The organism is Prevotella sp. P4-51 (genome assembly GCF_002251455.1).
Lineage (GTDB): Bacteria > Bacteroidota > Bacteroidia > Bacteroidales > Bacteroidaceae > Prevotella.
The window spans coordinates 175,412-201,550 of sequence record NZ_NPJM01000049.1 but is presented as its reverse complement, the minus strand read 5'-3'; the positions used below and the strand labels follow the sequence as shown (position 1 = coordinate 201,550).

Genomic DNA, 26,139 nt, shown 5'->3' with positions numbered 1-26,139 from the left:
TTTCTTCGGCGTGCTCAGCCCCTCTGCTACTGTTGCGGTGAGCCCGCGTGCAATATTCGCCTGCCATATTGGCAGGCGGTTACTATATATAATAGGTATTAAGACTAATGATGATGAAATCTATAGGCAGCATAATCAAGGGACATCCCACCATGACCGAGAGTACGGTCTATTCCATGTTGGTGATTTGTGGCATATCACATTTCCTCAACGATATGATTCAGTCGATTATCCCGTCTATCTATCCCATCATCAAGGACAAGTTTGAGTTCTCGTTTGCGCAGATAGGCATTATCACTCTGGTCTTTCAGATGACGTCTTCCATCCTGCAACCATTCACCGGATTCTATGCCGACAGGCATCCACGCCCCTATGCCTTGTCCGTGGGCATGTGCTTTACGTTGATAGGACTTCTGCTGTTGGCTTTTGCCGAGAATTATCTGCTCATTCTTTTGGCTGTGAGTGTGGTCGGCTTTGGTTCTTCAATCTTTCACCCCACGGCATCACGCGTAGCGCAGTTGGCATCGGGAGGAAAGAAAAGCCTGGCACAGTCTATATTCCAGGTCGGAGGCAACGGAGGTTCCGCCCTCGGCCCCTTGCTGGCTGCTGTCATCATCTTGCCTTTCGGCCAGTATGCCATATCCTGGTTCGCCCTTGCAGCACTGCTCGCCGCATTGATTATGATGCGTTTGGGAGCTTGGTATAAGGCGCGCCTGGTCTATGCCCAGCACCATCATCTGCCCACTCCGGCATTGAACGACCACATCTCCCGTGGAGCCAAGTATCGTGCCCTGGCGATACTCATTCTGCTTGTATTCTCCAAGTATTTCTATACGTCGTGTATCACGAGCTATTTCACCTTTTTTCTTATCGACAAGTTTGGTATCAGTGTACAGGCGTCGCAGATATGCTTGTTTGTATTCCTGTTGGCCTTTGCCATCGGCACCTTGGCAGGTGGCGTCTTTGGCGATAGGTATGGCCGCAAGTATGTGATATGGTTCTCCATCCTCGGAGCTGCTCCTTTCGCGATAGCCATGCCTTATGCCAGTCTGCCTTGGACCATCGTCTGCACATTTCTCTCTGGCCTCATCATCGCGTCGGCTTTCTCGTCGATTGTGGTCTATGCCACCGACCTTATGCCCGATAAGGTGGGACTTATAGCTGGCATCTTCTTCGGACTTATGTTCGGTTTGGGCGGTCTTGGCTCCGCGTTCTTCGGTTGGCTTGCCGATAGGACCAGCATCGAGTTTATCTTCCAGGCCAGCGCGTTCCTTCCCTTGTTAGGAGTCATTGCCGGCTTCCTGCCGAATACGCAGAAGAAGTAATTCGTCCATATCTTTATCAGACGGCAGCAATCCTTAGTGTAGCCGCCAGACACCATTGCCTTGACTGTGTTTACTGACCGTCGGCAGGATTTCCTCCACGGTCGTAAGGACTTTCCCCCGCAGTCGTCAGGACTTCTCCGTCAGTCAGCAGCTCGTCCCCGTCAGTCTGTCGCCTTTCCAAGCCAATCATCTCCACTTCCAGGACAGTCTGCTGCTCATCCCCGATAGTCAACTGCTCTTCCCTGATTGTCTGCTGTTCTTCCCCGTTAGTCAAATGTTCTTCCCCGATAATAGGTTGTTCTTCCGCAACATTTTGCAGTTCTTCCCCGACAACCTAAAGGTGTTTCGCCCAAAGTTGATTTCAAACTGGGAATTCGTCAAATCAAACTCAACAACGTATAACTCGAACTTTTAATTCCGCGTTTCCCGCTCCGCCTTCATCCCTAACGCCATCTCCAGCGCTATCAGTAGATATCGTACCCTTTACGGCATCAAGGCGACTGCTTTGTCTATAGCGCAAAATGATGTGTTTACACATATACTTTCTTCATCATTGAGTCCGACTGTTACCAACCCCACTTTGCGTACATCGTCGAGGCGAATATGTGTTCCAATGGGGATTCTTGTGATGACAAGGGTACAAAAAAATCCCTGTGACATAGAAGTCACAGGGATAAACTTATGTTTGAAAAATGTGTCGCTCGTGAATTACTTCTTGTTGAGAGCCAGGTCGATAGCTACAGCGATAGCCACTGTTGCACCTACCATTGGGTTGTTACCAATACCCAAGAAGCCCATCATCTCTACGTGAGCAGGAACTGAAGAAGAACCTGCGAACTGAGCGTCAGAGTGCATACGGCCGAGAGTATCAGTCATACCGTAAGAAGCGGGACCTGCAGCCATGTTGTCTGGGTGCAGTGTACGGCCGGTACCACCACCTGAAGCTACAGAGAAGTAAGGCTTGCCAGCGAGCACGCGCTCCTTCTTGTAAGTTCCGGCTACGGGGTGCTGGAAGCGTGTGGGGTTGGTAGAGTTACCAGTGATTGAAACGTCTACATCCTCGCTCCAGTTGATAGCAACACCCTCGCGTACATCGTCAGCACCATAGCAGTTAACCTTGGCACGAGGACCGTCGCTGTAAGGAATGCGCTTTACAACCTCGAGCTTGCCACTGTAGTAGTCAAACTTGGTCTGTACGTATGTGAAACCGTTGATACGGCTGATAATCTGGGCAGCGTCTTTGCCAAGACCGTTGAGGATGACGCGGAGAGGATTCTTGCGAACCTTGTTGGCCATCTCGGCAATCTTGATCGCACCCTCGGCAGCAGCGAAAGACTCGTGGCCAGCCAAGAAAGCGAAGCACTGTGTCTCCTCACGGAGCAGACGGGCGGCGAGGTTGCCATGGCCGAGACCTACCTTGCGGTCATCAGCTACAGAACCGGGGATGCAGAAGCTCTGCAGACCGATACCGATGGCCTCGGCTGCATCAGCAGCTGTCTTAACACCCTTCTTGATGGCGATAGCGGCACCACAAACGTATGCCCACTTAGCATTCTCGAAGCAGATACGCTGAGTCTCTTCGCACATCTGATAAGGATCAACACCAGCCTCTTCGCAGATCTGATTAGCCTCTTCTACGCTACTGATACCATTTGCATTCAGAGCAGCCAGCACCTGCTTCTCGCGGCGCTCCTGGCTTTCATAACTTACTTTTCTAATCATAGTTGTGTATCTCCTTATTCTTTACGTGGATCAATTGATTTAACAACACCCTGCTCAGCAGTTGTACGACCGTAGCGGCCAGTGAACTTCTTCACAGCCTCGTTGGCGTCCATACCGTCCTTGATGGCTTCCATCATCTTGCCGAGGTGTACATATTCGTAACCGCATACCTGGCTGTCCTTGTCAAGGAACATCTTGGTGATGTAACCCTCGGTGAGCTCAAGATAGCGAGTACCCTTGGCAACGGTACCATAGAGAGTACCAGTCTGTGAGCGCAGACCCTTGCCCAGGTCCTCGAGACCGGCACCGATAACGAGACCACCCTCAGAGAAGGCGCTCTGGCTGCGGCCATAGACAATCTGGAGGAAGAGCTCACGCATAGCTGTGTTGATGGCATCACAAACGAGGTCAGTGTTCAGAGCCTCGAGGATGGTCTTGCCAGGCAGAATCTCAGAAGCCATAGCAGCTGAGTGGGTCATACCAGTACAGCCGATGGTCTCAACGAGACATTCCTGGATAACGCCTTCCTTGATGTTCAGAGACAGCTTGCAAGCACCCTGCTGAGGAGCACACCATCCCACACCGTGAGTGTAACCTGAGATATCCTTAATCTCTTTGGCTTGAATCCATTTTCCCTCTTCGGGGATTGGAGCTGGTCCGTGGTTCGGGCCTTTGGCGACAACGCACATGTTGTCAACTTCCTTTGAATAAATCATGTTGTTCAAAAATAAATATAAAGTACTGTTACTTATTCACGCTTGTCAAGGGCGATACGTTGGTCACGGGCATCCCCTTTTTCAAGCGCAAAGTTATAAAAAACTAAACAAACTACCTAATAATGATGAGGGTTTTTTGTTCTGCCTCATGATTTTTTAGATACCTCAATGGCAAATGCTGCCGTTTTGTCATTCTGAGTTGGCAAACATGACCGCCGCAAGTCAAATCTCAAGGGCAAACACTATTTTCTTGTACCTTACATATTCTTTTTCCGTTTTTTTTGTCTAATTTTGCATCATTATGATAGTAAAAGTCAAAGACGCCGCTCTGGCCAAAGCTGCCGGCGAAGGCATGGATGAGTTTGTGCAGGTAATAGTGGATGCCACCTATGAGGCTATCGGTGGAGAACTTACAGCCGAGACAATGGGGATGCTCAATGCCGACCAGATTACGCTGCTGGCATATATTGCCATGCGCGAAGAAATGATGGATGGTGGCTTTGTCCAGCTTATCCACAACGGTTGGGGACACTTTATCTTCCACAATCCGTTTGACAAGGCTGTGCGTGGTTGGGGGTTGCCTGAACTGTGCAGTCTTATACGCCGTGCGCACAAACTCTATTCCAAGTATCATGAAGAGATAGAGCGTGAGTGTGACGACGACGAGTTTATGGCCATGTTTGAGCGCTTCCCCGAGTTTGACGACCTTGATGACAAGTTTGTTGAGGGCGAAGAGGGTTTCACTTCTGCCATAGCCCACTATGTGGATGAGCATCTGGACCGTTTCTGCGAGATAGAGGCTTGACAGATGGCGGTAACGAGTAAGAAAGGAGAATGAAAAAATGAACAAACAAGAACAGGATATACGCAAGAAGAGCCCTGTGCAGATACGCAACAAGAAAGCCTCGTTTGAGTATTTCTTCGTTGATACCTATACGGCAGGCATGGTACTCACCGGTACGGAGATTAAGTCTATACGTGCCGGCAAGGCTTCGCTTGTCGATAGCTACTGTGTGATAGACCGTGGGGAAATATGGGTCAAGGGTATGAACATCAGCCCTTATTTCTATGGCTCTTTTTCCAATCACGAGGCTAAGGGTGACCGCAAACTTCTGCTCAAGAAGCGCGAGATACGTCATCTCGAGGCCGCTGCCAAGGATGGGGGTTTTACCATCGTCCCTATTTTGATTTTCATCGACGAGCACGGTAGAGCCAAGATGGATATCGCCCTTGCCCGAGGTAAGAAAGAGTTTGACAAACGCCAGACTCTCAAGGAAAAGGAAGACCGTCGGGAGATGGACCGTGTAAGAAAACATTTCTAATTGATTTTATTTGAGACAGGAGTAGGCCGAGGCGTATTCCTGTCAGATTGTTTATGGATATAAGACAACTTGTCAAGCAACGCATACTGATACTCGATGGTGCCATCGGCACGATGATACAAGGCTACGGTCTCTCGGAAGGCGACTTCCGCGGAAGGTTGGACTTGCGCGATGATGTACTGTATGTAGGCAACAATGATATGCTGTGTCTTACCCGTCCAGATATCGTGCAGGATATTCATCGGCGCTATCTTGACGCTGGTGCAGACATGATAGAAACCAATACTTTCTCTTCGCAGCGTATATCCCAGGCTGATTACCACTTGGAGCATCTGTCGGGTGAGATGGCGTTGGCCGGTGCCCGGCTTGCCCGTGAGATGGCTGACCGCTATGCAACGGCAGAGCGCCCTCGGTTTGTACTGGGCTCGATAGGTCCCACCAACCGCACGTGCTCGATGTCGCCGGATGTGGCTGACCCTGCTGCACGTGACCTTGACTATGACACACTGCTTGACGCCTATATGGAGCAAGTCGATGCCTTGGCCGAGGGTGGGGTAGACGCGTTTCTGATAGAGACCATATTTGACACCCTCAATGCCAAGGCGGCCATGGATGCTGCGGTGAGCGTGATGGAGCGCCGTGGCATAGAACTGCCCATCATGCTGAGTGTGACGGTGAGCGACCTGGCTGGTCGCACGCTGAGCGGACAGACGCTCGATGCCTTCTTGGCGAGCATCAGTTCGTATCCGGTATTTTCAGTCGGACTGAACTGCTCGTTTGGCCCATCTCAAATGAAACCGTATCTGGAGGAGCTCGCCCGTAAGTCTCCTTATTATATATCTGCTTACCCCAATGCCGGTTTGCCCAACTCTATGGGGCTATACGACGAGACTGCCGACACTATGGCTCCCAAGATAGGCGCTTTGATAGATGAAGGCATACTCAATATCGTCGGTGGCTGCTGTGGTACTGATGACCATTTTATCGCCCGCTATGTGGAACTTGCTCGTGGCAAGCAGCCCTATGTCCCCTGCGATAGAAGTGAATATCTGCAACTGAGTGGACTGGAGCCGCTGGAGGTTCGGCAGGGTATGTTTGTCAATGTCGGCGAACGCTGCAATGTGGCTGGCTCTCGCAAGTTTCTCAGACTTGTCAAGGAGAAGAACTACGAAGAGGCGCTCACGATAGCCCGCCACCAGGTAAGTGACGGTGCTATGGTGGTAGACGTCAATATGGATGATGCCCTCCTTGATGCTGAAGCCGAGATGAGCCATTTCCTGCGGCTATTGGCATCGGAACCCGACGTGGCACGCGTTCCGGTGATGATAGACTCGTCGAAATGGAATGTCATCCTTGCTGGCCTCAAGTGTTGTCAGGGAAAGTCGGTGGTCAATTCCATCTCGCTGAAGGAAGGAGAGGATGTGTTTGTCAGCCACGCCAAGGATGTCAAGCGCTTCGGTGCAGCCGTGGTAGTCATGTGCTTCGACGAAGAGGGCCAGGCTACTACCTATGAGCGGCGTATCGAGATAGCTCAGCGCGCTTATCACATTCTGACGGAGCAGGTGGGCATGAATGCGTGTGACATCATCTTTGACCCCAACATACTCTCGATAGCTACGGGGCTGGAAGAGCACGACCGATATGCTCTGGACTTCATCCGTGCTACCCGATGGATAAAGGAAAATCTGCCAGGAGCCCACGTAAGTGGCGGAGTGAGCAATCTGAGTTTCTCCTTCCGTGGCAACAACTATATCCGTGAAGCTATGCATGCCGTCTTCCTCTATCATGCCATTCAGGCTGGTATGGATTTTGGTATTGTCAATCCCTCTACGCGTATCACCTATCAGGATATCCCCGAAGACCATCTGCGTATTATAGAAGATGTAGTGCTCTGCCGCCGTAAGGGAGCTGCGGAAGACCTCATTGAACTGGCTGCCCGTCTGAAGCAGGAGCAGGATGCGCTCAAGGCCGGTGGCGCTTTGCCGTCAGCCAATGTGCAGCAAGAGGCTTGGCGAAAGGAACAGCTGGAAGCCCGTCTGCAATATGCACTGCGCAAGGGCATAGGCGATTATCTGGCTGAAGATTTGGCAGAAGCCCTTGAGAAATATCCACGGGCTGTGCAGATAATAGAGGGGCCGCTGATGGATGGAATGTCGGAGGTAGGCAGGCTGTTCGGTGAAGGCAAGATGTTTCTGCCACAGGTCGTGAAGACGGCACGTACAATGAAACAGGCTGTGTCTATACTCCAACCGCATATCGAAGCGGAACGTGACGAGAACCAGACATCGGCAGGGCGGGTAATCTTGGCTACTGTCAAGGGAGATGTACACGATATCGGCAAGAATATTGTTGGCGTGGTGATGGCGTGCAACAATTACGAAGTAATCGACCTCGGTGTGATGGTGCCTGCCGACCAGATAGTGAGCAAGGCTATCGAACTCAAGGCAGACATCATTGGCCTGTCGGGACTTATCACGCCGTCACTGGAAGAGATGGTCTGTGTGGCCCACGAGATGGAGCGGGCGCACCTGGATATACCTATAATGATAGGCGGTGCTACCACCTCAGAGATGCATGTTGCCCTCAAGGTGGCTCCGGTCTATGACGGTCCGGTGGTGTGGATGAAGGATGCATCGCAAAACTCGCTCGCAGCTGCGCGTCTGCTTAATCGTGAAGAGCGTGAGGCGTATAAGGCGGAGCTGGACCATCGCTATGATGAACTTCGGAAGAGTTATCACGATGAGCAGCAGAGACTCTTGTCTATAGACGATGCACGGCGGCAAAAGTTGTCATTGTTCGACAGTCACAGTGATAAAAAATAGCCTTATCTTTGGCAGTTTCTTGATTTTGAAGTAATTTTGCAGTGATTTAATAACATAGGATATGTTTCATAAGAAAAGACGTTGGCACTGTCTGTCTGGACAGGAGCCTACTGAACTTGATAAAAAGGTAATGTATTGGGAGCAGAAAGGAAAGCTGGTGCCAACCCGCGATTTGATTAAGACTCCCGAACAGATAGAAGGCATACGCCGTAGCGGTGTGGTCAATACGGGCTGTCTTGACGAAGTGGCCCGCCAGATACATGCAGGTATGAATACGCAGGAAATTGACGATATCTGTATGCAGTATTGCAAGGACCACAATGCCATCCCAGCCTGTCTAGGCTATGAGGGCTTTCCCAAGAGCGTATGTACTTCAATCAATGAGGTTGTGTGTCATGGTATCCCTAAGGAGGAAGATGTCCTGGAAGAGGGTGATATTGTCAATGTCGATATGACAACTATTGTGGATGGCTATTATGCCGATGCTTCACGTATGTTTGTTATCGGTAAGACTACGCCTGAAAAGGAACGTCTCGTGCGTGTTGCCCGTGAGTGTCTCGAGGCAGGTATGGAGGCTGCCAAGCCTTATTGCTTTGTCGGGGATATAGGCCATGCAGTGCAGCGTCATGCCGAGAAAAATGGCTATAGCGTGGTGCGCGACTTGTGTGGACATGGTGTGGGCCTGAAATTCCATGAGGAGCCCGAGGTGGTGCATTATGGCCATCGCGGTCAGGGTATGTTGATTGTGCCTGGCATGGTGTTTACCATCGAGCCCATGATTAATATGGGAACCTATGAGGTGTTTATAGATGCGGATGATCCTTATGAGTGGGAGGTTATTACTGGTGACGAACTGCCCTCTGCACAATGGGAGCATACATTCGTAATGACAGAGAATGGCGTCGAGATACTTACTTATTAAATCTGCATGATATGAGCGATATATATATATTAGGTATAGAGTCTTCGTGTGATGATACCTCGGCAGCTGTGTTGCGCAACGGAGTGTTGCTGAGCAATGTCACCGCTTCGCAAGAGGTGCATCGAGCTTATGGAGGCGTGGTTCCTGAGTTGGCTTCGCGTGCCCATCAACAGAATATAGTCCCGGTTGTGGACCAAGCTCTTCACCGTGCTGGTATTACCAAGGAACAACTGTCAGCCATCGCGTTTACCCGTGGCCCAGGATTGATGGGGTCATTGTTGGTAGGTGTCAACTTCGCAAAGGGATTGTCACGTGCTTTGGATATACCTCTGATAGATGTCAACCATCTCCAGGGACATGTTATGGCTCATTTTATCAAGGAGAGCGATGATGATACCTCCTGTCCGCCGCTGCCATTCCTTTGTCTGTTGGTGTCAGGTGGTAACTCTCAGATTGTACTTGTCCGTGCCTATAATGATATGGAGGTATTGGGGCAAACCATCGATGATGCTGCGGGAGAGGCCATAGACAAATGCTCAAAGGTTATGGGTCTGGGTTATCCTGGAGGGCCTATAATCGACCGTCTCGCACGCCAAGGCAATCCCAAGGCATATCAGTTCTCCGAACCTCATATCCCTGGGCTGGACTATAGTTTCTCAGGCCTGAAAACATCGTTCTTATATAATCTGCGTAAATGGATAGAAGATGAGCCCGACTTTGTGGAAAATCATAAAGAGGATATTGCCGCCAGTCTCGAAGCTACAATCGTAGATATACTGATGAACAAACTGCGCAAGGCTGTACGGCAGACTGGCATAACCCATGTGGCTGTGGCCGGCGGCGTTTCTGCCAATACCGGTCTTCGCAATGCTTTTGAGGAACATGCCCGTCGTTTTGGTTGGACCATCTATATTCCTCGGTTCAGTTATACCACCGACAATGCTGCTATGATTGCCTGTGTCGGCACATTCAAATATCGTGACCATGATTTTGCCGATATATCTCTGCCGGCTTTCAGTAAAGTGACATTTGAGTAAGTATTGATTATCAACCCATAAATATAATATATAGTGGAATTAGAAAGTAAAATACTCAGCAAGGAAATACTGCAGTATCTCTATGCTGGAGGAAAGACACTGGGAACCGCCGAGAGTTGTACAGGTGGTCGTATTGCCCAAGTGATTATAGCGGTACCTGGTGCCAGTAATTATTTCAAAGGTGGTATCGTTTCATACAGCAATGACGTCAAGGAACGTCTGCTTCATGTCGATTCCAAATTGATAGAAGAACAGACTGCCGTGTGTCAAGGAGTGGCAGAAGCTATGGTCAAAGGGGCTTGCGATGCCTTGGAGTGTGATTATGCTATCGCTGCTACTGGTATCGCTGGTCCTGGTGGCGGCACTTCACAGATACCTGTAGGTACAATTTGGATTGGATATGGTTCTAAGGACGATGTGCGTACGCTCAAGATAGAAGAGGATAATGGCCGTGACATTAATATAGCTAAGGCAACCAATATTGCTTTGCGTCTTTTCCTCGACTATTATAAGGAGAAGAACCCCATCGTTGAAGATACGGATGCCGAAGAGGTAAAGTAAGCCCATGTCTATGAGTATCACCATCGTGGATGCAAAAACAATAAAAAACCTTAATTTTGAAAAAGTTTAGGGATTTATTTTGTTTATTCCGAAAAAAATTGTAATTTTGCACCCTGTTTGGAATAAGTATCTAATTAAGAATCAAAAATTAAGGATAGAAATGTCTAAGATTTGTCAAATCACAGGTAAGAAGGCACAGTTAGGTTGCAATGTGTCTCACTCAAAGCATCGCACAAAGCGCAGCTTTGACGTTAACCTTTTCAGCAAGAAGTTCTTCTATGTAGAGGAGAATTGCTGGATTAGCCTGAAGATTAGTGCCGCTGGTCTGCGCCTTATCAATAAGGTTGGACTTGACGCCGCTCTTAAGATGGCTGTACAGAATGGTTACTGCGACTGGAAAGATATCAAGGTAATCGCCGAGGGTAACAATGTAGATTAATTTTAAGGTTAGGAGATATAACAAATGGCAAAGAAAGCTAAAGGTAACAGAGTTCAAGTCATTCTCGAATGCACCGAGATGAAGAACAGTGGTCTGCCAGGAACAAGCCGTTACGTGACTACCAAGAACCGTAAGAATACTCCTGAGCGCCTTGAGTTGAAGAAGTATAATCCCATCCTGAAGAAGATGACTCTTCATAAGGAGATTAAGTAATAGGAGATTTAAGCAATGGCAAAAAAAGCGGTAGCTACCTTGCACGAAGGTTCAACTGACGGACGTGCATATACCAAGGTAATCAAGATGGTTAAGAGCCCCAAGACTGGTGCTTACGTTTTTGATGAGCGCATGGTTCCTAATGAGGATGTTAAAGCTTACTTCAAGGACTAATATCGGATAATTACGATAACAATATGGATAGAGCTGTAAGACAAGTTGCTTACAGCTCTTTTTTTGTCCCTAAGTTTCAGACGGATTGTTAGCGTATTCTTGTTATGCGTGGTGAATATAGTTGGTCGGTTTGGGGTTGCTAATCCGTTTTTTCGTTGATTGTTGGGTTATAGAGTGAAGGCTTTATGAATATGCTAATGATTGAAGATGTTGTAGACCATTCATGAGCAAACATGCTATCCGGAGGTAGATTGTGTATGTTTCCTCTTATACCGACTGTTGTTGTCGTTATTATAGGTACTTTTGGAGGCGCGCTGGTTGTTAGTTGCCTTCTTGTCTTTTGTGACATGCTCACGTAGTGTTTGATACGTGTCTACGTGATGTTTGATGCGTGCCTACGTGTCATTTGATACGGGCTTGCAATGTGGCTCAAGACAGCTCTGTGGCATAGTTGTGTTTATTGGTATGTGTCGTTGTGAGTCGTAGCAAGAGTGTGGTTAATCAATTTGTCGGCTATTTAGCTGTCGCTTAGTGGCAATAAAAAAGGAGAATAATGTGACTTAATCTCCTTGATTGGGTTATATTTCAAATCGTCTTTTATCTTATTCTGTCTGCCGAACGCACAAGCCTTTCGTCATCCAAAATTCCTTTTCTTGCCAAAAGGTAGCAACCTATAGCGAGAGCGGGAAGCAGCGCAGTGATGTTGATATGGAATGTGCCCATTTTGCTGAATGTGGTTAGGATGGACATAGCATAATAGGCATACCATATTATATTAATGATCACAGCAACCATACACATCTTAGCCTGCTTCTTGCGTGTCTTGTACATGGCGATAGCCATAATTGCCACGGGATATGTGCATAGCATAATGGCGAACAAGGGCCATGAACAGTAGCTGATATTATCTCCTTTTACGAATAATGAATATATACTCATTTCTGTTCCCATACCTTGGGGCTCGATAGTGCCAAGGGGAAAGGTAGAGCAGATGACGGAGACAATAATGGCGAGAAGCAGAAATAATGTTTGTTTGCGTTGTAGCATTATTCGTCTTCCTTTTCTTGTGATGGATCACGCCAGTAGATATTGCCGTCAACAAACTCTTGTGTGGCGAGAAGTGTCGGCTTGGGTAATTTTTCATAGTAGCGTGATATTTCTATCTGCTCTCTGTTTTCAAACACCTCTTCCAGTGTGTCTGTATATGAAGCAAATTCTTGAAGCTTTTTATTCAAATCTTGTTTGATTTCTGCAGCAATCTGATTTGAACGCTTTGAGATGATAGCAACGCTCTCGTAGATGTTGCCAGTCTCTTCGCAAAGATCCATAATGTTGCGAGTTACGGTGTTAACCGGGGCTTTTGATTTCTTGTAATCCATTTCTAATTATTAAAAATATTAATAAGTCATTGTTTTTTATCTGTCGAACGTTGGGATGTTTTCGTCGTTGATATGTGCCTTGATGTATTCCTTGCACTTTGCAATGTATTTCTCCGCAGTGGCACGCTCTTTTGAATCTGGGTATTCATTGATGAAACCATAGCATTCGTCTTCTGCATCTTGATAACGCTCAAGTTGCTTTGATGCCACGCTCTGCTGAGCCAACTCATATTTGCTTTTCATGAGCAAAGTGGCAAATTCTTCTCTGAGCTTGCTATAGGGATAATCTTTTAGTGCGTTTTGCGCCGTAATAATGCAAGCCTCGTAGTTGTTCTCACCAGGACCGCAATTTCCGAAATATGGACCGAGGTCATAATAAAGCTGGGCGTTATACAATTCTTTGCGAACCAATTTGTCCTGCAATTCAAAGAGGCGCTGCTGGGCGCTGGCTTTGTGCTTGGCGTCTGGATAAAGGTCGAGGTATTCCTGGAAAGAAGATATAGCTGAAACTGTTGCCGACTGGTCGAGTCGTGGTTCAGGTGTGCTTTCGTATAGGCTTTGACCTATATAAAACTCGGCATTCTCTGCAAAATCACCTTTGGGGTATGACGAGTAATAACGCTTGAAAGTGGCAGCCGCTCCTTCATAGTCTTTACTGTTGTATTGGGCCATCGCAAGCATATAAAGGCTTTCTTGCGCATTCTCAGTTCCCTTGAGTACTACTATCAAGTCGGTCAGCAAAGTTGTAGTGCGTGTCCACTTGCCTTTAGCAAAGCATTCTTTGGCATATTCGTACTTATATGGAACATTGTTGGTCGTGTAGACCTTGTTGAATTCGTTAGCGCATCCTGTAAAAAGGAGTGCTGCGATTATAGCAGCAAAATGTATTTTGTTCATAATCAAAAAATTGTCATGCAAAATTACAATTATTTCCTCTATGGGCAAAGTAAAAAATACAATTTTTAGGAAAAAAACTCTATTATTAGAGATAGTGGTGACATTTTTTATTTAATTTTGCAATTATGAATTATGATTTGGTATCAGATTATGCTCCCACGGGCGATCAGCCCCATGCGATAGAGCAACTTACTGAAGGTATAGACAGCGGTGACAAAGCCCAGGTTTTATTGGGTGTGACGGGATCGGGAAAGACCTTTACGATAGCCAATGTTATCAAGAATGTGAATAAGCCGACCCTGATATTAAGCCATAACAAGACTCTTGCAGCTCAATTGTATCAAGAGATGAAGGGTTTCTTTCCTCATAATGCCGTTGAATATTATGTCTCTTATTATGATTATTATCAGCCCGAAGCCTATCTTCCCTCCACTGATACTTATATCGAGAAAGACTTGGCTATCAACGAAGATATTGACAAACTTCGGCTGAGTGCAGTTAGTGCATTGCTCTCAGGAAGGCGCGACGTGGTGGTGGTGTCTTCCGTGTCGTGTATCTATGGTATGGGCGGACCTGCTTCCATGACCAACAGCATTGTTTCGGTGAAGCGCGGCGAGGTTAAGGACCGCAATGTCTTTTTGCGGCAGTTGGTGGATGCACTATATATTAGAAATGATGTTGATTTGGCGCGAGGTTCCTTTAGGGTAAAGGGTGATACGGTTGATGTGGCTATTGCCTATAGTGACAATATACTTCGCATCAGTTGGTGGGGAGATGAAATTGACAGCATCGAAGAACTCGACAGTGTAGACCTTCATCGGCTGGCTGACTTTGATGATTATCAGATATATCCAGCCAATATATTCGTTACATCCAAAGAGCAGGTGGATGGCGCTGTAAGGGCTATTCAGGACGATTTGGTCAAACAGATTGATTTCTTCACCCAAATTGGAGATGATATCAAAGCGCAGCGTATCAAAGAACGTGTCGAGTATGATATGGAAATGATCAAGGAACTGGGTCATTGCAGTGGAATTGAGAACTATTCCCGCTATTTTGATGGTCGTCAACCTGGCGACAAACCTTATTGCTTGCTTGACTTCTTTCCTTCAGACTATCTGATGGTTATCGATGAAAGTCATGTGACAGTTCCTCAAATCAATGCAATGTATGGAGGCGACAGAGCGCGCAAACAAAATCTGGTTGAATATGGCTTCCGCCTTCCTGCAGCTTTCGACAATCGTCCGTTGCGTTTTGAGGAGTTCCAAGAGATGACCAACCAGGTCATTTATGTCTCTGCTACCCCTGCTGATTATGAACTCATGGAGTCGGAGGGTGTTGTGGTCGAGCAGATAATACGTCCCACGGGGCTGTTGGACCCTGAAATTGAGGTCCGGCCGAGTGAGAACCAGATAGACGACCTGTTGGATGAAATCCTTACGCGCACCAATCGTCATGAGCGTGTACTCATCACTACCCTTACCAAGCGTATGGCAGAAGAACTTACCGAATATCTTCTGAATCATGATGTGCGTGCCAACTACATTCATAGCGACGTAGCTACTCTCGATCGTGTGCAGATCATGAACGACTTGCGTGCCGGTGTCTATGACGTGCTTGTTGGCGTCAATCTGCTGCGTGAAGGTCTGGATTTGCCAGAAGTCTCACTTGTTGCCATACTTGATGCCGACAAGGAGGGATTTCTGCGTAGCCACCGCTCCCTTACCCAGACGGCAGGGCGTGCCGCTCGTAATGTCAATGGCAAAGTGATAATGTATGCTGACCATATCACCGAGAGTATGCAGCGCACGATAGATGAAACTTCAAGACGGCGCTCTATACAGATGAAATATAATGAGGACCATAATATTAAACCACAACAGATAAAGAAAGAAATCAAGCAGACATTGTCCAAGGAAAAGGCTCAGACAACGCGGCCGACAATCACCTACAAACCATACGTGGAATCGGAAGAGCCAGCATTTGCGGCGGACCCAATTATCATAAAGATGACCAAGGAGCAGTTGGAAAAATGTATAGAACGCACAACTTCACTCATGAAAGAGGCTGCAGAACAGCTTGATTTCATTCAAGCCGCCCAGTATCGTGACGAGGTCATCCGCTTGCAGAAGGAATTGGAAGAAAAATGATATAGCAGTAGGTATAGAACTGTCAAAAAGCGTCATGTGGGCTTTTACTGTCGATGTTCCCCATACTGTCCTTTTTATGTTGAAGATGTAAAAAATATAGTTAAATACATACATTTGTTTCACGGAAACATATCTTTTTTGTACTTTTGTCTTACAAAAATATGTAAATCTTAAGATTATGAAGAAAATACTGATTGCGATTATCGCTCTTTTCCCCTTGCTGTGCCCTGCGCAGAATGTTAAGCCCTTGACGCCTGAACAGCAGTTGGAGCAGGCTCAAAAGCAACTTGAAGAAGCTCAAAAGGCAGTAGAGGCAGCTAAAGCCAATGCTCAAAAAGCCAAGCAGGCAGCTGAGCAAGCCAAGGCCAAGGCTGATGCAGAAAAGGCCAAGGCCGATGCAGAGAAAAAACGCAAAGAAAAGGAGATAGCTGAGAAGCAAGCAGCGATTCAAGCTCAGATAAAAAAGGCTCAGGAAGAGGCGGCTCGGCTCAATGAAGAAGCTGAGAAACTGAATGCCGAAGCCAAGAAGATGAATGCAGAGTCATCTTCTTCAGCTCCACAGCAGAAAGTGGTGGTAACATCTGACCAGACTAAAACTGTAAAGAAGGAAAGTGTGACTCCCGCACCCAAGCAGGAAAAGCCTGCTCAGTATGGCAGTGTCAATGGATGGTCGGCGATCTCTGCTCCTACTCCAACGGTTCGTCAGGAAGTCAAGCCCGAAGTCGATGTAAATACTGAGGTGAAATATCTTGCGGGCGCGGTGCCATTGGTGGATGGCAAGGTCGTTTTTGAATTAAACCTCGATGTTCCTGGTCAGACCGCGAGTGAAATCTATGATAAGGCTTTCGAATATGTCAACAATCTTACCGTAGACGAGAATCAGAAAGATGATTCCCAGTTGCGCAGCAAGATAGCTATTGTCAATACAAACACTCACTCCATTGCCGCAAAGATGTATGAGTGGTTGGTGTTTGCCAATACCATATTGATGAGTGACAAGGCGGAGTTTTCTTATACATTGATTGTAAATTGTGCCGACACCCATCTTAATGTGAGATTGGAGCGAATCTCTTACACCTATGAGCCCAACCGCTCGACAGGATTTACCGAATCGGCCCATAACATCATAGCCGATAAATACGCACTTAACAAGAAGCAGACAAAGGTCGTGCGTCCTTACGGCAAATTCAGAATCAAAACGATTGATCGCAAGGATGAAATCTTCAACGGATTTGTCAACCTGTTTAATTAATCCGATACATTTATGATCATTAATGATAATATCGATCACAATAACCATTTGAAGACTAAACGCCAGTTGCGACTTTTCAAGATACGTAACGTGCTGAATATCCTTTTTATGGTTATTGCGATTGTTGGTGTAGCAATCTACTTTTTGTCAAGTCACAATGTCGGCATTTATGTAATACTGGCAGCTTGTGTATTTAAGTTCGTTGAATGTAGTCTCAGACTTATTCGCTAAGAGATGAAGAAAAAGCTCGTTTTAGCTCTTTTTTGCGCAGTCAGCATATCACTGTCTGCGCAAATAGATAATAATCAATTTGATCAGATTAATCGTGATGTAATGTTGGATAATTCCAACCCGCGTAAGGTCAATCCCGATAGCCTTGGCTCTGATAAGGAAATTCCTAAGGGTATAAAAGTATGGACGGTTGACAAGCGTTTTGGTGATATTGTCCATACTACGCCCGATACGCTGTCTCATATGTTTATGAACAGTATTTTTACTACAGGATTGAGAGGCGAGTTCAATACTACCGGCAATCTTGGAGCACCGCGTATCAACCGCATATTCATTGACCGCAGTCTGGATGGTAACTTCATCTTTACCAATCCATACGATTTCTTCGTCACGGATGTGAGCAATTTTCATTTCACCAATACCTTATCGCCGTTTACCAACCTGACCTTCAATACCTGTGGTGACCGACTTACAGGCGAGGACCATTTTACGGCTAAGTTTGGTGTCAATGCTGGTAAGCGCCTTGGTTTCGGCTTCAATTTTGATTATATTTATGGCCGTGGTTATTATTCCAGCCAAAGTACGTCACATTTCAACTATACGATGTATGGTTCTTATCTTGGCGACCAATATCAGGCGCATCTTCTGATGTCGACCAATCACCAGAAAGTGACCGAAAATGGTGGTATCACCAATGACGACTACATCGTTCACCCTGAGTTGTTCCCCGAGAGCTTCGCCACACCAGATATTCCTACTGTGCTCAATCGAAATTGGAACCGTAATGACAATCAGCATCTGTTCTTTACCCATCGTTACAGCCTTGGCTTCCATCGTACCGTCAAAATGACGGAAGATGAGATTGCGGCAAAGAAGTTTGCCATGGCAGCCAAGAAAGACCAGGAGGCACGTGAAGCCCGTGAGAAGGCTGAGCGCGACGACGAAGACTTTGATGAAGAGGAGTTTGATAAAAACCGTAAGCAAGGGCAGAAGTTTGCCGGTCGTCCTGACAATGCCCGCATTGCAGGCAACGAGCCGACAGATACGCTGAAGACCCAAACCCAAGAGCGGCTTCAGATTACAAGTAAAGCTCAGGCAGACAGCCTGCTCGCAGCGCAGCAACAGTTGGCTGAAGATACTTTGTGGACCAAGAAAGAGTATGTTCCAGTGACCAGTTTCATCCATACAGTTGAGCTTAACAATTACAGCCGTATTTATCAAGCCTATGAGACCCCCGAGTCTTATTATGCCAATGATTATGAGATGGATGAAAAGTATACAGGAGATTCCATCTATGACAAGACTCGCCATCTTGCATTGCGTAATACCTTCGCCCTGTCGCTACTTGAGGGTTTCAACAAGTGGGCCAAGGCAGGCGTGAAGTTGTTTGCCGCCCACGAAATGCGCCGTTATGTCCTGCCTGAAAAAGTTGGAACCTCTTCTTGGAGTGAGAACAATATATATATAGGTGGACAGTTGAGTAAATTCCAGGGTAGGACATTGCATTATTGTGCATTGGCTGAATTTGGTATGACAGGAGAGGATGCCGGAAATCTGAAGGTGGATGCTTCGGCTGATTTGAACTTCAACCTCTTTGGAGATACTGTGACTCTTCAGGCTAATGGCTTCTTCCATCGCAACACACCTTCATTCTATTATCGCCATTACCATAGCCGTCATTATTTATGGGATAATGATGGCTTGTCCAAGGTCATCCATTCTCGCATTCAGGGTATGCTCAGTTGGGAAAAGACCAAAACCAAACTGCGTGTTGCCTTCGACGAGATTTCCAATTACACATACTTCGGATTGAGTTATCAGATAGGGGAAAATTATAACCGTTTGAACAATGATGTTCATGTGCGTCAGAGCGGTGATGCCATAAGTTTGCTTACCCTTCAGTTGTATCAGGACTTCAAGTTCGGTCCCTTCAACTGGGAGAATGTCCTTACTTATCAGAAGTCGAGTGCCGAAGATGTATTGCCCGTTCCTCAGCTTAATGTGTACTCCAATCTCTATCTTCGCTTCAAAATCGCCAAAGTCTTGAAGTGCGACTTCGGCGCTGATGTAAGATATTTTACCAAGTACTACGCACCTGACTATGCTCCTGGTCTGGGCCAGTATGCTGTTCAGGAAGGGCCCAATCGTGTTGAGGTCGGCAATTATCCCATCCTCAATGTCTATGCCAACTTCCATCTTAAGCAGACGCGCTTCTTTGTGATGATGAGTCATGTCAATGCCGGTAGTGGCAATAAGATGTATTTTCTCACCCCTCATTATCCTCTCAATGACAGCATCCTGAGATTTGGACTTAGTTGGAATTTCTATAATTAACCATACAAGTCCAGTAGTTAGCATAGGTATTGTCACACCAGATACGATATCAAACTTGCACCTCGATAGTGGGTTTGATATCGTATCTATCAACCAATAAACAATCTATTTTGTAACCATCATGCAGCAGTTGAACCTCGACATCATGGAATATGTAGAGAATCATATTCTCCCGCGTTATGCTGATTTCGGCAAAAGCCATGGCTTGAGCCACGTTATGCGTGTTATCAAAAACAGTATGGAACTGGCTCGGTTCACCGGTGCTGATATAGATATGGCTTATGTGGTTGCCGCTTACCATGATTTAGGCATGAATGGGCCTCGTGCCATACATCATTTAACTGGCGGTAAAATACTCGCCAGTGATGCGCGGCTCAAAAAGTGGTTCAGTCCAGAACGTATTGTTATCATGAAGGAGGCTGTGGAGGACCACCGCGCGTCAGCCAGTCGCCAGCCTCGCTCCATTTATGGTAAGATTGTTGCCGAAGCCGACCGCGACCTTGATACCGAGGTGGTCTTCAGGCGGGCAATACAGTTTGGACTTGAGAAATATCCCGATATCACCCCAGAGCAACAATGGGAGCGTTTTGTCATGCATATGACCGAAAAGTATTCCGTCAACGGATATATTAAGCTGTGGATACCCAATTCTCCCAATCGAAACAAGTTGAAGCAGATACAGACCATCATTGAAAGCAAGTCCATGCTCCGTGAGTGGTTTGACATGATTTATCAGCAGGAAGTGTCCAAAACCTAAACCGTTCTTGGGAGTAGATACGCCCGGCACAACGGACATCCACATTCTTCTACATGCTGCTACATCTACTTAAAAAGCGAATAGCGAAAGCAAAAAAACAGACAATTATTTTGTATTATCTATGGTTTACATTACCTTTGTATTAAACTAAAAATTTAAGATCGATGAAAGTGCGTTTATCTTTGATGAACTTCTTGGAGTTCGCGGTGTGGGGTTCATACCTCACCTGTATGGGAATCTACCTCGGTAATATTGGCATGGCCGGACATATTGGCGCCTTTTATGCCATGCAGGGTATCGTTTCTATTTTCATGCCCGCTTTGATGGGAATTATTGCTGACCGTTGGATTCCGGCACAACGCCTTTTGGGTATTTGTCATCTTCTGGCAGCCCTCTTTATGTTTGCGGCAGGATGGTATGGTATGGTTAATGGTGAAGGGGCAAGTTTTGCCATTCTCTTTACATTCTATTCATTGAGCGTTGGCTTCTATATGCCCACCTTGGCGCTCACCAATTCCGTTGCCTATTATTGTCTTGAACTCAAGGGCATGGACACCGTCAAGGAGTTCCCGCCTATTCGTGTCTTCGGAACCGTAGGCTTTATCGTTGCCATGTGGTTTGTCGACATCATGGGCTTCAAGAGTACATACGAACAGTTCTTCGTGTCTGGTGCTTTCAGTCTGATTCTCTTCCTTTATACCTTCAGCATGCCTACCTGTCCGCTGAGTGATGATGATAACAAGCAAAGTCTGGTAGACGCTTTCGGATTGCGTGCCTTTGCTCTTTTCAAGCAGAAGCGCATGGCTATCTTCTTTGTTTTCTCCATGCTCTTGGGCATCAGTCTGCAGATTACCAACGGCTTTGCCACCCCATTTATCGAGAGCTTCAAGTCGCTGCCCGAATATGCCGGTACCTTTGGCGTGAAGTATCCCGTCATTCTCTACTCTTTGTCCCAGATTAGCGAGACCCTCTGCATCTTGATGATTCCATTCTTCATGAAGCGTTATGGCATCAAGAACGTTATGCTTATTGCCATGTTTGCTTGGGTAGCCCGTTTCGCTCTTCTTGGCGCCGGCAATCCAGGTGCGGGTGTCTGGATGTTCATCCTTTCGATGATTGTTTATGGTGTGGCTTTCGACTTTTTCAATATCTCTGGTTCGTTGTTTGTCAACGACAATACCGATTCGAAGATTCGTTCAAGTGCGCAGGGCGTGTTTATGCTTATGACCAATGGTATCGGTGCAACCCTCGGCTCTTTTGCTGCCCAGGCTGTAGTCACTGCCTATACAGACGCCAATGGCGCAACCCAGTGGGCCACCTGCTGGTACATCTTTGCAGCCTACGCTTTGGTAGTTGGTGTGGCATTCGCCTTTATGTTCAGACCACGTAAAACAGGAGTTAAGGCATAATGGACAAAACCCGCCTATACATAAAGGGAGTGACGCAGTTGAGACAATTCGGCAATATAGGGTTGATTGTCCTCACCGACGCCGACCAGACAAAGCATCTTAGCATGCCTTGCAATATGGATAGACTTTATGATTTGGAGGGTTTCTTCAAGAAGCGACATACGTCTGTAGATGCGTTGATATCCGTCTTATGGACCATTATCAGAGACCACACTGGCGCCCCTTACGAGGTGCATGTTACCGATGTGAGTAGTGGCAAATACAGAATGGAATTACAAGATGTCGAAAAATCAATTGCATACAAGTTGGAACCTACGGCTGCCATCACATTGGCAGCCGTAGCCGATTTGCCTATATACATAAGCCCGCAGCTGTTTGACATACAGGGCGTGGATTACAATCCCGACAACGAGAAAATGTCTTTGCCACTCAATGTGCTTAGTTACGAGTTGTTGGAGAATGCACTTCGTCGGGCAGTCAAGGACGAAGATTACAGGATGGCGATGGCCATCAAACAAGAGATGGATAACAGAAAAAAATAAGAAATTATGAAAGAAGCACGGTATTTTTATGTACCCCAGGCGTCTGTTCAGAACGAACTGCCTGCCGAAGAGGCAGTACATGCCTTGCGTGTGTTAAGATTGGCTTCAGGTGATGAGATGTTTCTCATGGATGGAGATGGTGGCATTTACAGAGCCAAGGTCACTATGACTTCGTCCAAGCATTGCTTTTATGAGATTGTCGAGACGCTGCATCCCGGCAAGGCTTGGCTCGGAAACATCCATTTGGCCATTGCCCCAACCAAGATGATGGAACGTATCGAGTGGATGGCCGAGAAGGCCACCGAGATTGGTTTTGACGAACTTTCCCTACTCAAGTGCGCTTTTTCCGAACGCAAAGTTGTCAACACCGCGCGTTTGGACAAGATAGTCGTTTCGGCCATGAAGCAGAGCCGAAAGCCATTCAAGCCAGTCGTACACGAAATGGTTGACTTCAACACCTTTATCCAGCAACCACGAACCGGCCGCAAGTTTATAGCGCATTGCTATAATGAGGTGCCACGACTCGATTTGTTTACCCTGCTTACAGCCGACGGGGCGGCTGAAGACTGTACGGTTCTTGTTGGCCCCGAAGGCGATTTCTCTATCGATGAGGTTCGCGCCGCCATCGCCAACGGTTATCAGTCTATATCTCTTGGCGACTTTCGCTTGCGCACCGAAACGGCTGGTCTCATGGCCGTAACCATGGCTCAGTTGTCTCTTAGGAAATAGACACCTTATTAAAATATAACAATGAAGAAGCTCGCATTTTTATTCATTTTGTTGAGCACGTTGATTGTTTCGTGTTCAGACAGCGATGACTATATGGATGCCGTTCCCAAGAAAAGTCCCTTGGTGGTATCCGTTGATTTGATGAAATACAAGGGTATGGATAGGAATGTCTTTATGCGTTCTCTTTTCCATATCCACAATATGACTACCCGCGGCATAGACCTTGCCCAAAAGGTTTATGCCTTTGAGTCTCCCGAAGGTTTTTATGGCCTTTGTTGCTGTGTGTCCGATGAGGACAACCTCAGGGAGCTTATGGGCAAAAACGGTTTCAAACTCACCGATTTCCGCGAATGTACATTCTCCGTTTTGGGCAGTTCCTGGGTAGTGGGTTTCAATGCCAAGTCTCTGCTTGTGATGGGTCCCGTCACTGCGGGCGAGCAGCGCAATCTTATGGTTAAAATGGTCAGCTATCTCAACCAGGATGCCGACAAAGGTTTGCGTGCCTCCGACTTGGTTCATCAGCTCGACTCCATTCACGAGCCTATGGCTATGGTTGCTGCCATGACTTCCCTTCCCGAACTGATGCGCTCGTCACTTATGCTTTGTGCGCCCAAGGATATGGATGCCAACCAACTGTATTATCGTGCAGGCATTTCTGTCAGCAGCGATTATGTTCAGGTCGATGGAGCCATATTTGCAAAGAACCACAAGGATGATGAGACCATCAGAGATTACCAGCTCCGCCAGATGGATATTCTTCGTGGCAAATATGCGTCATATATAGACGAGCATAACTTTGTGTCAATTCTCTTGAACAGCAAGACAACGATGACCGAGCTTACCCAGGGGAAAAACGATTTTGACAAACTCTTCTCCGCCTTGAACGTTGGTTCTGATATCAATTACAGGAAGATTTTTGACACCTCATCGGGAGAGATGCTGGTCAGTGTTCCTACTCATTCCAGCCAACTTCATCTACTTGTTTCACGGCTGACAGCCGACTGGCATCAGTTTGTACCTGCCGATATGAGCGAGAAGCCTATCGGCGTAGCCGAAGATGGAACTTTCTTCATGGGCATTCCATATAAGGAAGTTGCACAACACGGGAAATGGGATGCAGTGATAAAGGGGAAAAGGGCTGCTATGCTCGTGAACCTTGCCGAATTGCAGCGCGTAGCACCGCTGCCATTGCTTCAGAGTGTCCACACGGCATTGGGCAACAGACAGTTGATGGTCTTAACAGTAAAATGATGAAACAGATTCGGTTAAAAAGCGTCGTTCCTAATGTCTTTTCCAGTTGTGCTGACCTGAAATCCGATGTGTGGAACCAGGATGTGACCTTGGAAAAGGGCAAGACTTATTTGGTGGAAGCCCATAGTGGCAGAGGCAAGAGCACCTTCTGCAGTTATCTTATCGGTTATCGCCAGGATTATAACGGCGAATTGCTGTTCGACGATACACCCACGACCACCTTCAGTATGCAGCAGTGGGTTGATGTGCGCCGTTCCGGCATCAGCCATTTGTTTCAGGAACTCCGGTTGTTCCCCGAATTGTCTGCCCATGACAATGTGATGATTAAAAACTCTCTTACCCATCATGTTACGGCCTCTCAGGTAAACCAGTGGTTCGAGATGTTAGGCATATCAGACAAGGTGGATACCCCTATCGCCAATATGTCCTTTGGGCAACAGCAGCGTGTGGCTCTTATGCGAGCCTTGGCCCAACCGTTTGATTTCCTTGTCGCCGACGAACCCATCAGCCATCTTGACGACGATAATGCTGCGGTTATGGCATCGCTCATGATGGAGGAAGCACACCGCCAGGGGGCTGGCGTCATCGTTACCAGTATTGGCAAGCACATGGATTTGGATTATGACAAGGTATTCTGTTTGTAGATTTCTAAAGATTGCTGAAAATGAATTTGATTTGGAAGTTACTGAGCAAACATATAAGTAAAGGCCAACTGTTGGGATTCTTCTTTGCCAATCTCATTGGCTTGACCATCATTCTTTTGGGATTCCAGTTCTATATTGATGTGCTTCCCTGTTTCACAGGCGAAGACAGTTTCATGAACGATGACCAGGTGGTATTGACCAAGGCCGTCCGCTCGTCAAGTGTCGTTTCTGGCCAGACCAATCTCTTTTCTCCAGATGACGTCGAAGACCTGCGAAGCCAGCCGTTTGTAGAATCTTTGGGCGTGTTTTCATCCAACGAGTATCATGCCAATGCGACCATGTCGATTGAAGGCAACACAATTTTCAATTCCGAAGTATATTTCGAAAGCGTACCCGACGAATTTGTTGATATCGACAAGAGTCAGTGGAATTATGCTGAGGGCGATAGGGTAGTGCCCGTACTTCTGCCGAGGTCATATATAACAATGTATAATTTCGGCTTTGCCAAGTCCCATTCGCTGCCTACGCTCTCCGATGGCGTTCTTGGTATGGTCGACATCTCTCTCTTTGTTCAGGGAGATGGCAAGAAAGAGGTGTTCACGGGCAAACTGATTGGTTTCTCTAATAAGATCAGTTCCATACTTGTGCCTCAGTCGTTTATGGATTGGACTAACCGCAACTTCAGTTCTCAATCCCACTCCCAGCCATCACGGATTCTTGTCCATTTTGACAATCCTGCCAGCAAGGAGGTTACCTCATATCTCGAAGACCACGGCTATGAGGTCGACAGCGACCAGATGAACAATGAGAAGACTGCATATTTTCTCAAGTTGGTTGTAGCTCTCGTTATGGTTGTCGGCGCTCTCATCTCTGCATTGAGCTTCTACATCCTCTTGTTGAGCATCTTCTTGCTCGTCCAGAAGAATGAGGACAAGCTGGAGAACCTGCTGTTGATAGGATATACCACGCGCTCCGTGGCATGGCCCTATCAGATGCTTACCCTGGTGCTCAATGTCGGCATACTTCTCGTTTCCATCTGTGCAGTGTTCATATTGAGGGGGTATTATTATGATTATTTGTTGGCATTGTCACCCTCGTTGGACAAGTCGTCACCGATGCTCATGATCGCATTAGGTGTAGGTGTCGTTTTGGTGCTTTCAATGCTCAATTTTATCGTCATTCATAACCGTATCCAACAGATCTGGTATAGTAAAAGGCGAAATAACGGCGTTGTATCATAATTTTAACGCGCTCTTTATGATTAATTAAAAAAAAATACCTATATTTGCACCAAATATTAACAATAGTTAC

25 protein-coding genes are annotated in these 26,139 nt (G+C 46.8%); 20 read left to right on the top strand and 5 right to left on the bottom strand.

What is annotated here, in order from left to right; all coding sequences use genetic code 11:
* Positions 1–113: 113 nt before the first annotated feature.
* On the top strand, positions 114–1,325 hold the full coding sequence (locus tag CIK94_RS07170) for an MFS transporter (protein ID WP_094422331.1): 1,212 nt from the start codon (positions 114–116) through the stop codon (positions 1,323–1,325).
* A 708-nt stretch (positions 1,326–2,033) separates the two neighbouring features.
* Here CIK94_RS07170 and CIK94_RS07160 read toward each other — a convergent pair.
* Both CIK94_RS07160 and CIK94_RS07155 read right to left on the bottom strand, forming a co-directional pair.
* Positions 2,034–3,047: a GGGtGRT protein gene (locus CIK94_RS07160; protein ID WP_094422222.1), complete on the bottom strand. Its 1,014-nt coding sequence runs from the start codon at positions 3,045–3,047 to the stop codon at positions 2,034–2,036.
* A 14-nt stretch (positions 3,048–3,061) separates the two neighbouring features.
* Positions 3,062–3,763, bottom strand: coding sequence for an iron-sulfur cluster assembly scaffold protein (locus tag CIK94_RS07155; RefSeq protein ID WP_094386141.1), 702 nt, complete (start codon positions 3,761–3,763; stop codon positions 3,062–3,064).
* 298 nt (positions 3,764–4,061) lie between these two features.
* On the opposite strand from CIK94_RS07155, the gene CIK94_RS07150 reads away from it, so the two are divergent.
* From CIK94_RS07150 to CIK94_RS07110, 9 genes are all read left to right on the top strand, one after another.
* Entirely contained in the window at positions 4,062–4,568 is a 507-nt protein-coding gene (locus CIK94_RS07150; protein ID WP_094386139.1) for a DMP19 family protein, read from the top strand.
* Between the two features lie 37 nt (positions 4,569–4,605).
* Complete coding sequence (gene smpB / locus CIK94_RS07145) at positions 4,606–5,085, top strand: SsrA-binding protein SmpB (RefSeq protein ID WP_094422219.1); 480 nt, start codon at positions 4,606–4,608, stop codon at positions 5,083–5,085.
* A 53-nt stretch (positions 5,086–5,138) separates the two neighbouring features.
* The gene (gene metH / locus CIK94_RS07140; protein WP_094422217.1) at positions 5,139–7,907 is read left to right on the top strand and encodes a methionine synthase; all 2,769 of its coding nucleotides are present in this window, start codon (positions 5,139–5,141) and stop codon (positions 7,905–7,907) included.
* 61 nt (positions 7,908–7,968) lie between these two features.
* Entirely contained in the window at positions 7,969–8,829 is an 861-nt protein-coding gene (map, locus tag CIK94_RS07135) for a type I methionyl aminopeptidase (protein ID WP_022311120.1), read from the top strand.
* Between the two features lie 11 nt (positions 8,830–8,840).
* A complete protein-coding gene (gene tsaD, locus CIK94_RS07130) occupies positions 8,841–9,866 on the top strand; it encodes a tRNA (adenosine(37)-N6)-threonylcarbamoyltransferase complex transferase subunit TsaD (RefSeq protein ID WP_022311119.1) in 1,026 nt (341 codons plus the stop codon).
* Between the two features lie 33 nt (positions 9,867–9,899).
* The gene (locus CIK94_RS07125; protein ID WP_094422215.1) at positions 9,900–10,427 is read left to right on the top strand and encodes a CinA family protein; all 528 of its coding nucleotides are present in this window, start codon (positions 9,900–9,902) and stop codon (positions 10,425–10,427) included.
* 160 nt (positions 10,428–10,587) lie between these two features.
* Positions 10,588–10,866 carry a 50S ribosomal protein L28 gene (gene rpmB / locus CIK94_RS07120; protein WP_094386223.1) on the top strand — a complete coding sequence of 93 codons (279 nt, stop codon included), beginning with the start codon at positions 10,588–10,590 and terminating at the stop codon, positions 10,864–10,866.
* A gap of 24 nt (positions 10,867–10,890) precedes the next feature.
* Entirely contained in the window at positions 10,891–11,079 is a 189-nt protein-coding gene (gene rpmG, locus CIK94_RS07115) for a 50S ribosomal protein L33 (protein ID WP_004370497.1), read from the top strand.
* Positions 11,080–11,094: 15 nt separating this feature from the next.
* Complete coding sequence (locus CIK94_RS07110; protein WP_022311116.1) at positions 11,095–11,253, top strand: DUF4295 domain-containing protein; 159 nt, start codon at positions 11,095–11,097, stop codon at positions 11,251–11,253.
* Between the two features lie 597 nt (positions 11,254–11,850).
* On the opposite strand, the gene CIK94_RS07105 is transcribed toward CIK94_RS07110, so the two are convergent.
* From CIK94_RS07105 to CIK94_RS07095, 3 genes are read right to left on the bottom strand one after another with little or no spacing between them, the layout of a single operon-like run.
* Positions 11,851–12,300, bottom strand: a complete 450-nt coding sequence (locus tag CIK94_RS07105) for a DUF4293 domain-containing protein (RefSeq protein ID WP_022311115.1) — start codon at positions 12,298–12,300, stop codon at positions 11,851–11,853.
* A complete protein-coding gene (locus CIK94_RS07100) occupies positions 12,300–12,632 on the bottom strand; it encodes a DNA-directed RNA polymerase subunit omega (RefSeq protein ID WP_022311114.1) in 333 nt (110 codons plus the stop codon). The genes CIK94_RS07105 and CIK94_RS07100 overlap by 1 nt, the downstream gene beginning before the upstream one ends.
* Positions 12,633–12,668: 36 nt before the next feature.
* A complete protein-coding gene (locus tag CIK94_RS07095; protein WP_094386220.1) occupies positions 12,669–13,529 on the bottom strand; it encodes an outer membrane protein assembly factor BamD in 861 nt (286 codons plus the stop codon).
* Between the two features lie 125 nt (positions 13,530–13,654).
* On the opposite strand from CIK94_RS07095, the gene uvrB reads away from it, so the two are divergent.
* From uvrB to CIK94_RS07040, 10 genes are all read left to right on the top strand, one after another.
* The gene (gene uvrB / locus CIK94_RS07090; protein WP_094422213.1) at positions 13,655–15,679 is read left to right on the top strand and encodes an excinuclease ABC subunit UvrB; all 2,025 of its coding nucleotides are present in this window, start codon (positions 13,655–13,657) and stop codon (positions 15,677–15,679) included.
* Between the two features lie 178 nt (positions 15,680–15,857).
* Entirely contained in the window at positions 15,858–16,931 is a 1,074-nt protein-coding gene (locus tag CIK94_RS07085; RefSeq protein WP_022311110.1) for a DUF4468 domain-containing protein, read from the top strand.
* Between the two features lie 234 nt (positions 16,932–17,165).
* Positions 17,166–19,496: a putative porin gene (locus tag CIK94_RS07075; RefSeq protein WP_094422211.1), complete on the top strand. Its 2,331-nt coding sequence runs from the start codon at positions 17,166–17,168 to the stop codon at positions 19,494–19,496.
* Between the two features lie 121 nt (positions 19,497–19,617).
* On the top strand, positions 19,618–20,253 hold the full coding sequence (locus tag CIK94_RS07070; RefSeq protein WP_022311107.1) for an HD domain-containing protein: 636 nt from the start codon (positions 19,618–19,620) through the stop codon (positions 20,251–20,253).
* Between the two features lie 164 nt (positions 20,254–20,417).
* Positions 20,418–21,662: an MFS transporter gene (locus CIK94_RS07065; RefSeq protein WP_094422209.1), complete on the top strand. Its 1,245-nt coding sequence runs from the start codon at positions 20,418–20,420 to the stop codon at positions 21,660–21,662.
* Complete coding sequence (locus tag CIK94_RS07060; protein ID WP_094386126.1) at positions 21,662–22,204, top strand: hypothetical protein; 543 nt, start codon at positions 21,662–21,664, stop codon at positions 22,202–22,204. The genes CIK94_RS07065 and CIK94_RS07060 overlap by 1 nt, the downstream gene beginning before the upstream one ends.
* Positions 22,205–22,210: 6 nt before the next feature.
* Positions 22,211–22,933, top strand: a complete 723-nt coding sequence (locus CIK94_RS07055) for a 16S rRNA (uracil(1498)-N(3))-methyltransferase (RefSeq protein ID WP_094422206.1) — start codon at positions 22,211–22,213, stop codon at positions 22,931–22,933.
* Between the two features lie 21 nt (positions 22,934–22,954).
* Positions 22,955–24,184 (top strand): DUF4836 family protein, encoded by a 1,230-nt coding sequence (locus tag CIK94_RS07050; protein WP_094422204.1) that lies wholly within the window; start codon positions 22,955–22,957, stop codon positions 24,182–24,184.
* Positions 24,184–24,828 (top strand): ATP-binding cassette domain-containing protein, encoded by a 645-nt coding sequence (locus CIK94_RS07045; RefSeq protein WP_094422329.1) that lies wholly within the window; start codon positions 24,184–24,186, stop codon positions 24,826–24,828. The genes CIK94_RS07050 and CIK94_RS07045 overlap by 1 nt, the downstream gene beginning before the upstream one ends.
* Positions 24,829–24,848: 20 nt before the next feature.
* The gene (locus CIK94_RS07040) at positions 24,849–26,069 is read left to right on the top strand and encodes a hypothetical protein (protein WP_094422202.1); all 1,221 of its coding nucleotides are present in this window, start codon (positions 24,849–24,851) and stop codon (positions 26,067–26,069) included.
* The last annotated feature ends 70 nt before the right edge of the window (positions 26,070–26,139 follow it).

Coding starts and splice junctions, on each gene's coding strand:
- CIK94_RS07170 (WP_094422331.1), top strand. CDS start 114: ATGAAATCTATAGGCAGCATAATCAAGGGACATCCCACCATGACCGAG.
- CIK94_RS07160 (WP_094422222.1), bottom strand. CDS start 3,047: ATGATTAGAAAAGTAAGTTATGAAAGCCAGGAGCGCCGCGAGAAGCAG.
- CIK94_RS07155 (WP_094386141.1), bottom strand. CDS start 3,763: ATGATTTATTCAAAGGAAGTTGACAACATGTGCGTTGTCGCCAAAGGC.
- smpB (WP_094422219.1), top strand. CDS start 4,606: ATGAACAAACAAGAACAGGATATACGCAAGAAGAGCCCTGTGCAGATA.
- metH (WP_094422217.1), top strand. CDS start 5,139: ATGGATATAAGACAACTTGTCAAGCAACGCATACTGATACTCGATGGT.
- map (WP_022311120.1), top strand. CDS start 7,969: ATGTTTCATAAGAAAAGACGTTGGCACTGTCTGTCTGGACAGGAGCCT.
- tsaD (WP_022311119.1), top strand. CDS start 8,841: ATGAGCGATATATATATATTAGGTATAGAGTCTTCGTGTGATGATACC.
- rpmB (WP_094386223.1), top strand. CDS start 10,588: ATGTCTAAGATTTGTCAAATCACAGGTAAGAAGGCACAGTTAGGTTGC.
- rpmG (WP_004370497.1), top strand. CDS start 10,891: ATGGCAAAGAAAGCTAAAGGTAACAGAGTTCAAGTCATTCTCGAATGC.
- CIK94_RS07110 (WP_022311116.1), top strand. CDS start 11,095: ATGGCAAAAAAAGCGGTAGCTACCTTGCACGAAGGTTCAACTGACGGA.
- CIK94_RS07105 (WP_022311115.1), bottom strand. CDS start 12,300: ATGCTACAACGCAAACAAACATTATTTCTGCTTCTCGCCATTATTGTC.
- CIK94_RS07100 (WP_022311114.1), bottom strand. CDS start 12,632: ATGGATTACAAGAAATCAAAAGCCCCGGTTAACACCGTAACTCGCAAC.
- CIK94_RS07095 (WP_094386220.1), bottom strand. CDS start 13,529: ATGAACAAAATACATTTTGCTGCTATAATCGCAGCACTCCTTTTTACA.
- uvrB (WP_094422213.1), top strand. CDS start 13,655: ATGAATTATGATTTGGTATCAGATTATGCTCCCACGGGCGATCAGCCC.
- CIK94_RS07085 (WP_022311110.1), top strand. CDS start 15,858: ATGAAGAAAATACTGATTGCGATTATCGCTCTTTTCCCCTTGCTGTGC.
- CIK94_RS07075 (WP_094422211.1), top strand. CDS start 17,166: ATGAAGAAAAAGCTCGTTTTAGCTCTTTTTTGCGCAGTCAGCATATCA.
- CIK94_RS07070 (WP_022311107.1), top strand. CDS start 19,618: ATGCAGCAGTTGAACCTCGACATCATGGAATATGTAGAGAATCATATT.
- CIK94_RS07065 (WP_094422209.1), top strand. CDS start 20,418: ATGAAAGTGCGTTTATCTTTGATGAACTTCTTGGAGTTCGCGGTGTGG.
- CIK94_RS07060 (WP_094386126.1), top strand. CDS start 21,662: ATGGACAAAACCCGCCTATACATAAAGGGAGTGACGCAGTTGAGACAA.
- CIK94_RS07055 (WP_094422206.1), top strand. CDS start 22,211: ATGAAAGAAGCACGGTATTTTTATGTACCCCAGGCGTCTGTTCAGAAC.
- CIK94_RS07050 (WP_094422204.1), top strand. CDS start 22,955: ATGAAGAAGCTCGCATTTTTATTCATTTTGTTGAGCACGTTGATTGTT.
- CIK94_RS07045 (WP_094422329.1), top strand. CDS start 24,184: ATGAAACAGATTCGGTTAAAAAGCGTCGTTCCTAATGTCTTTTCCAGT.
- CIK94_RS07040 (WP_094422202.1), top strand. CDS start 24,849: ATGAATTTGATTTGGAAGTTACTGAGCAAACATATAAGTAAAGGCCAA.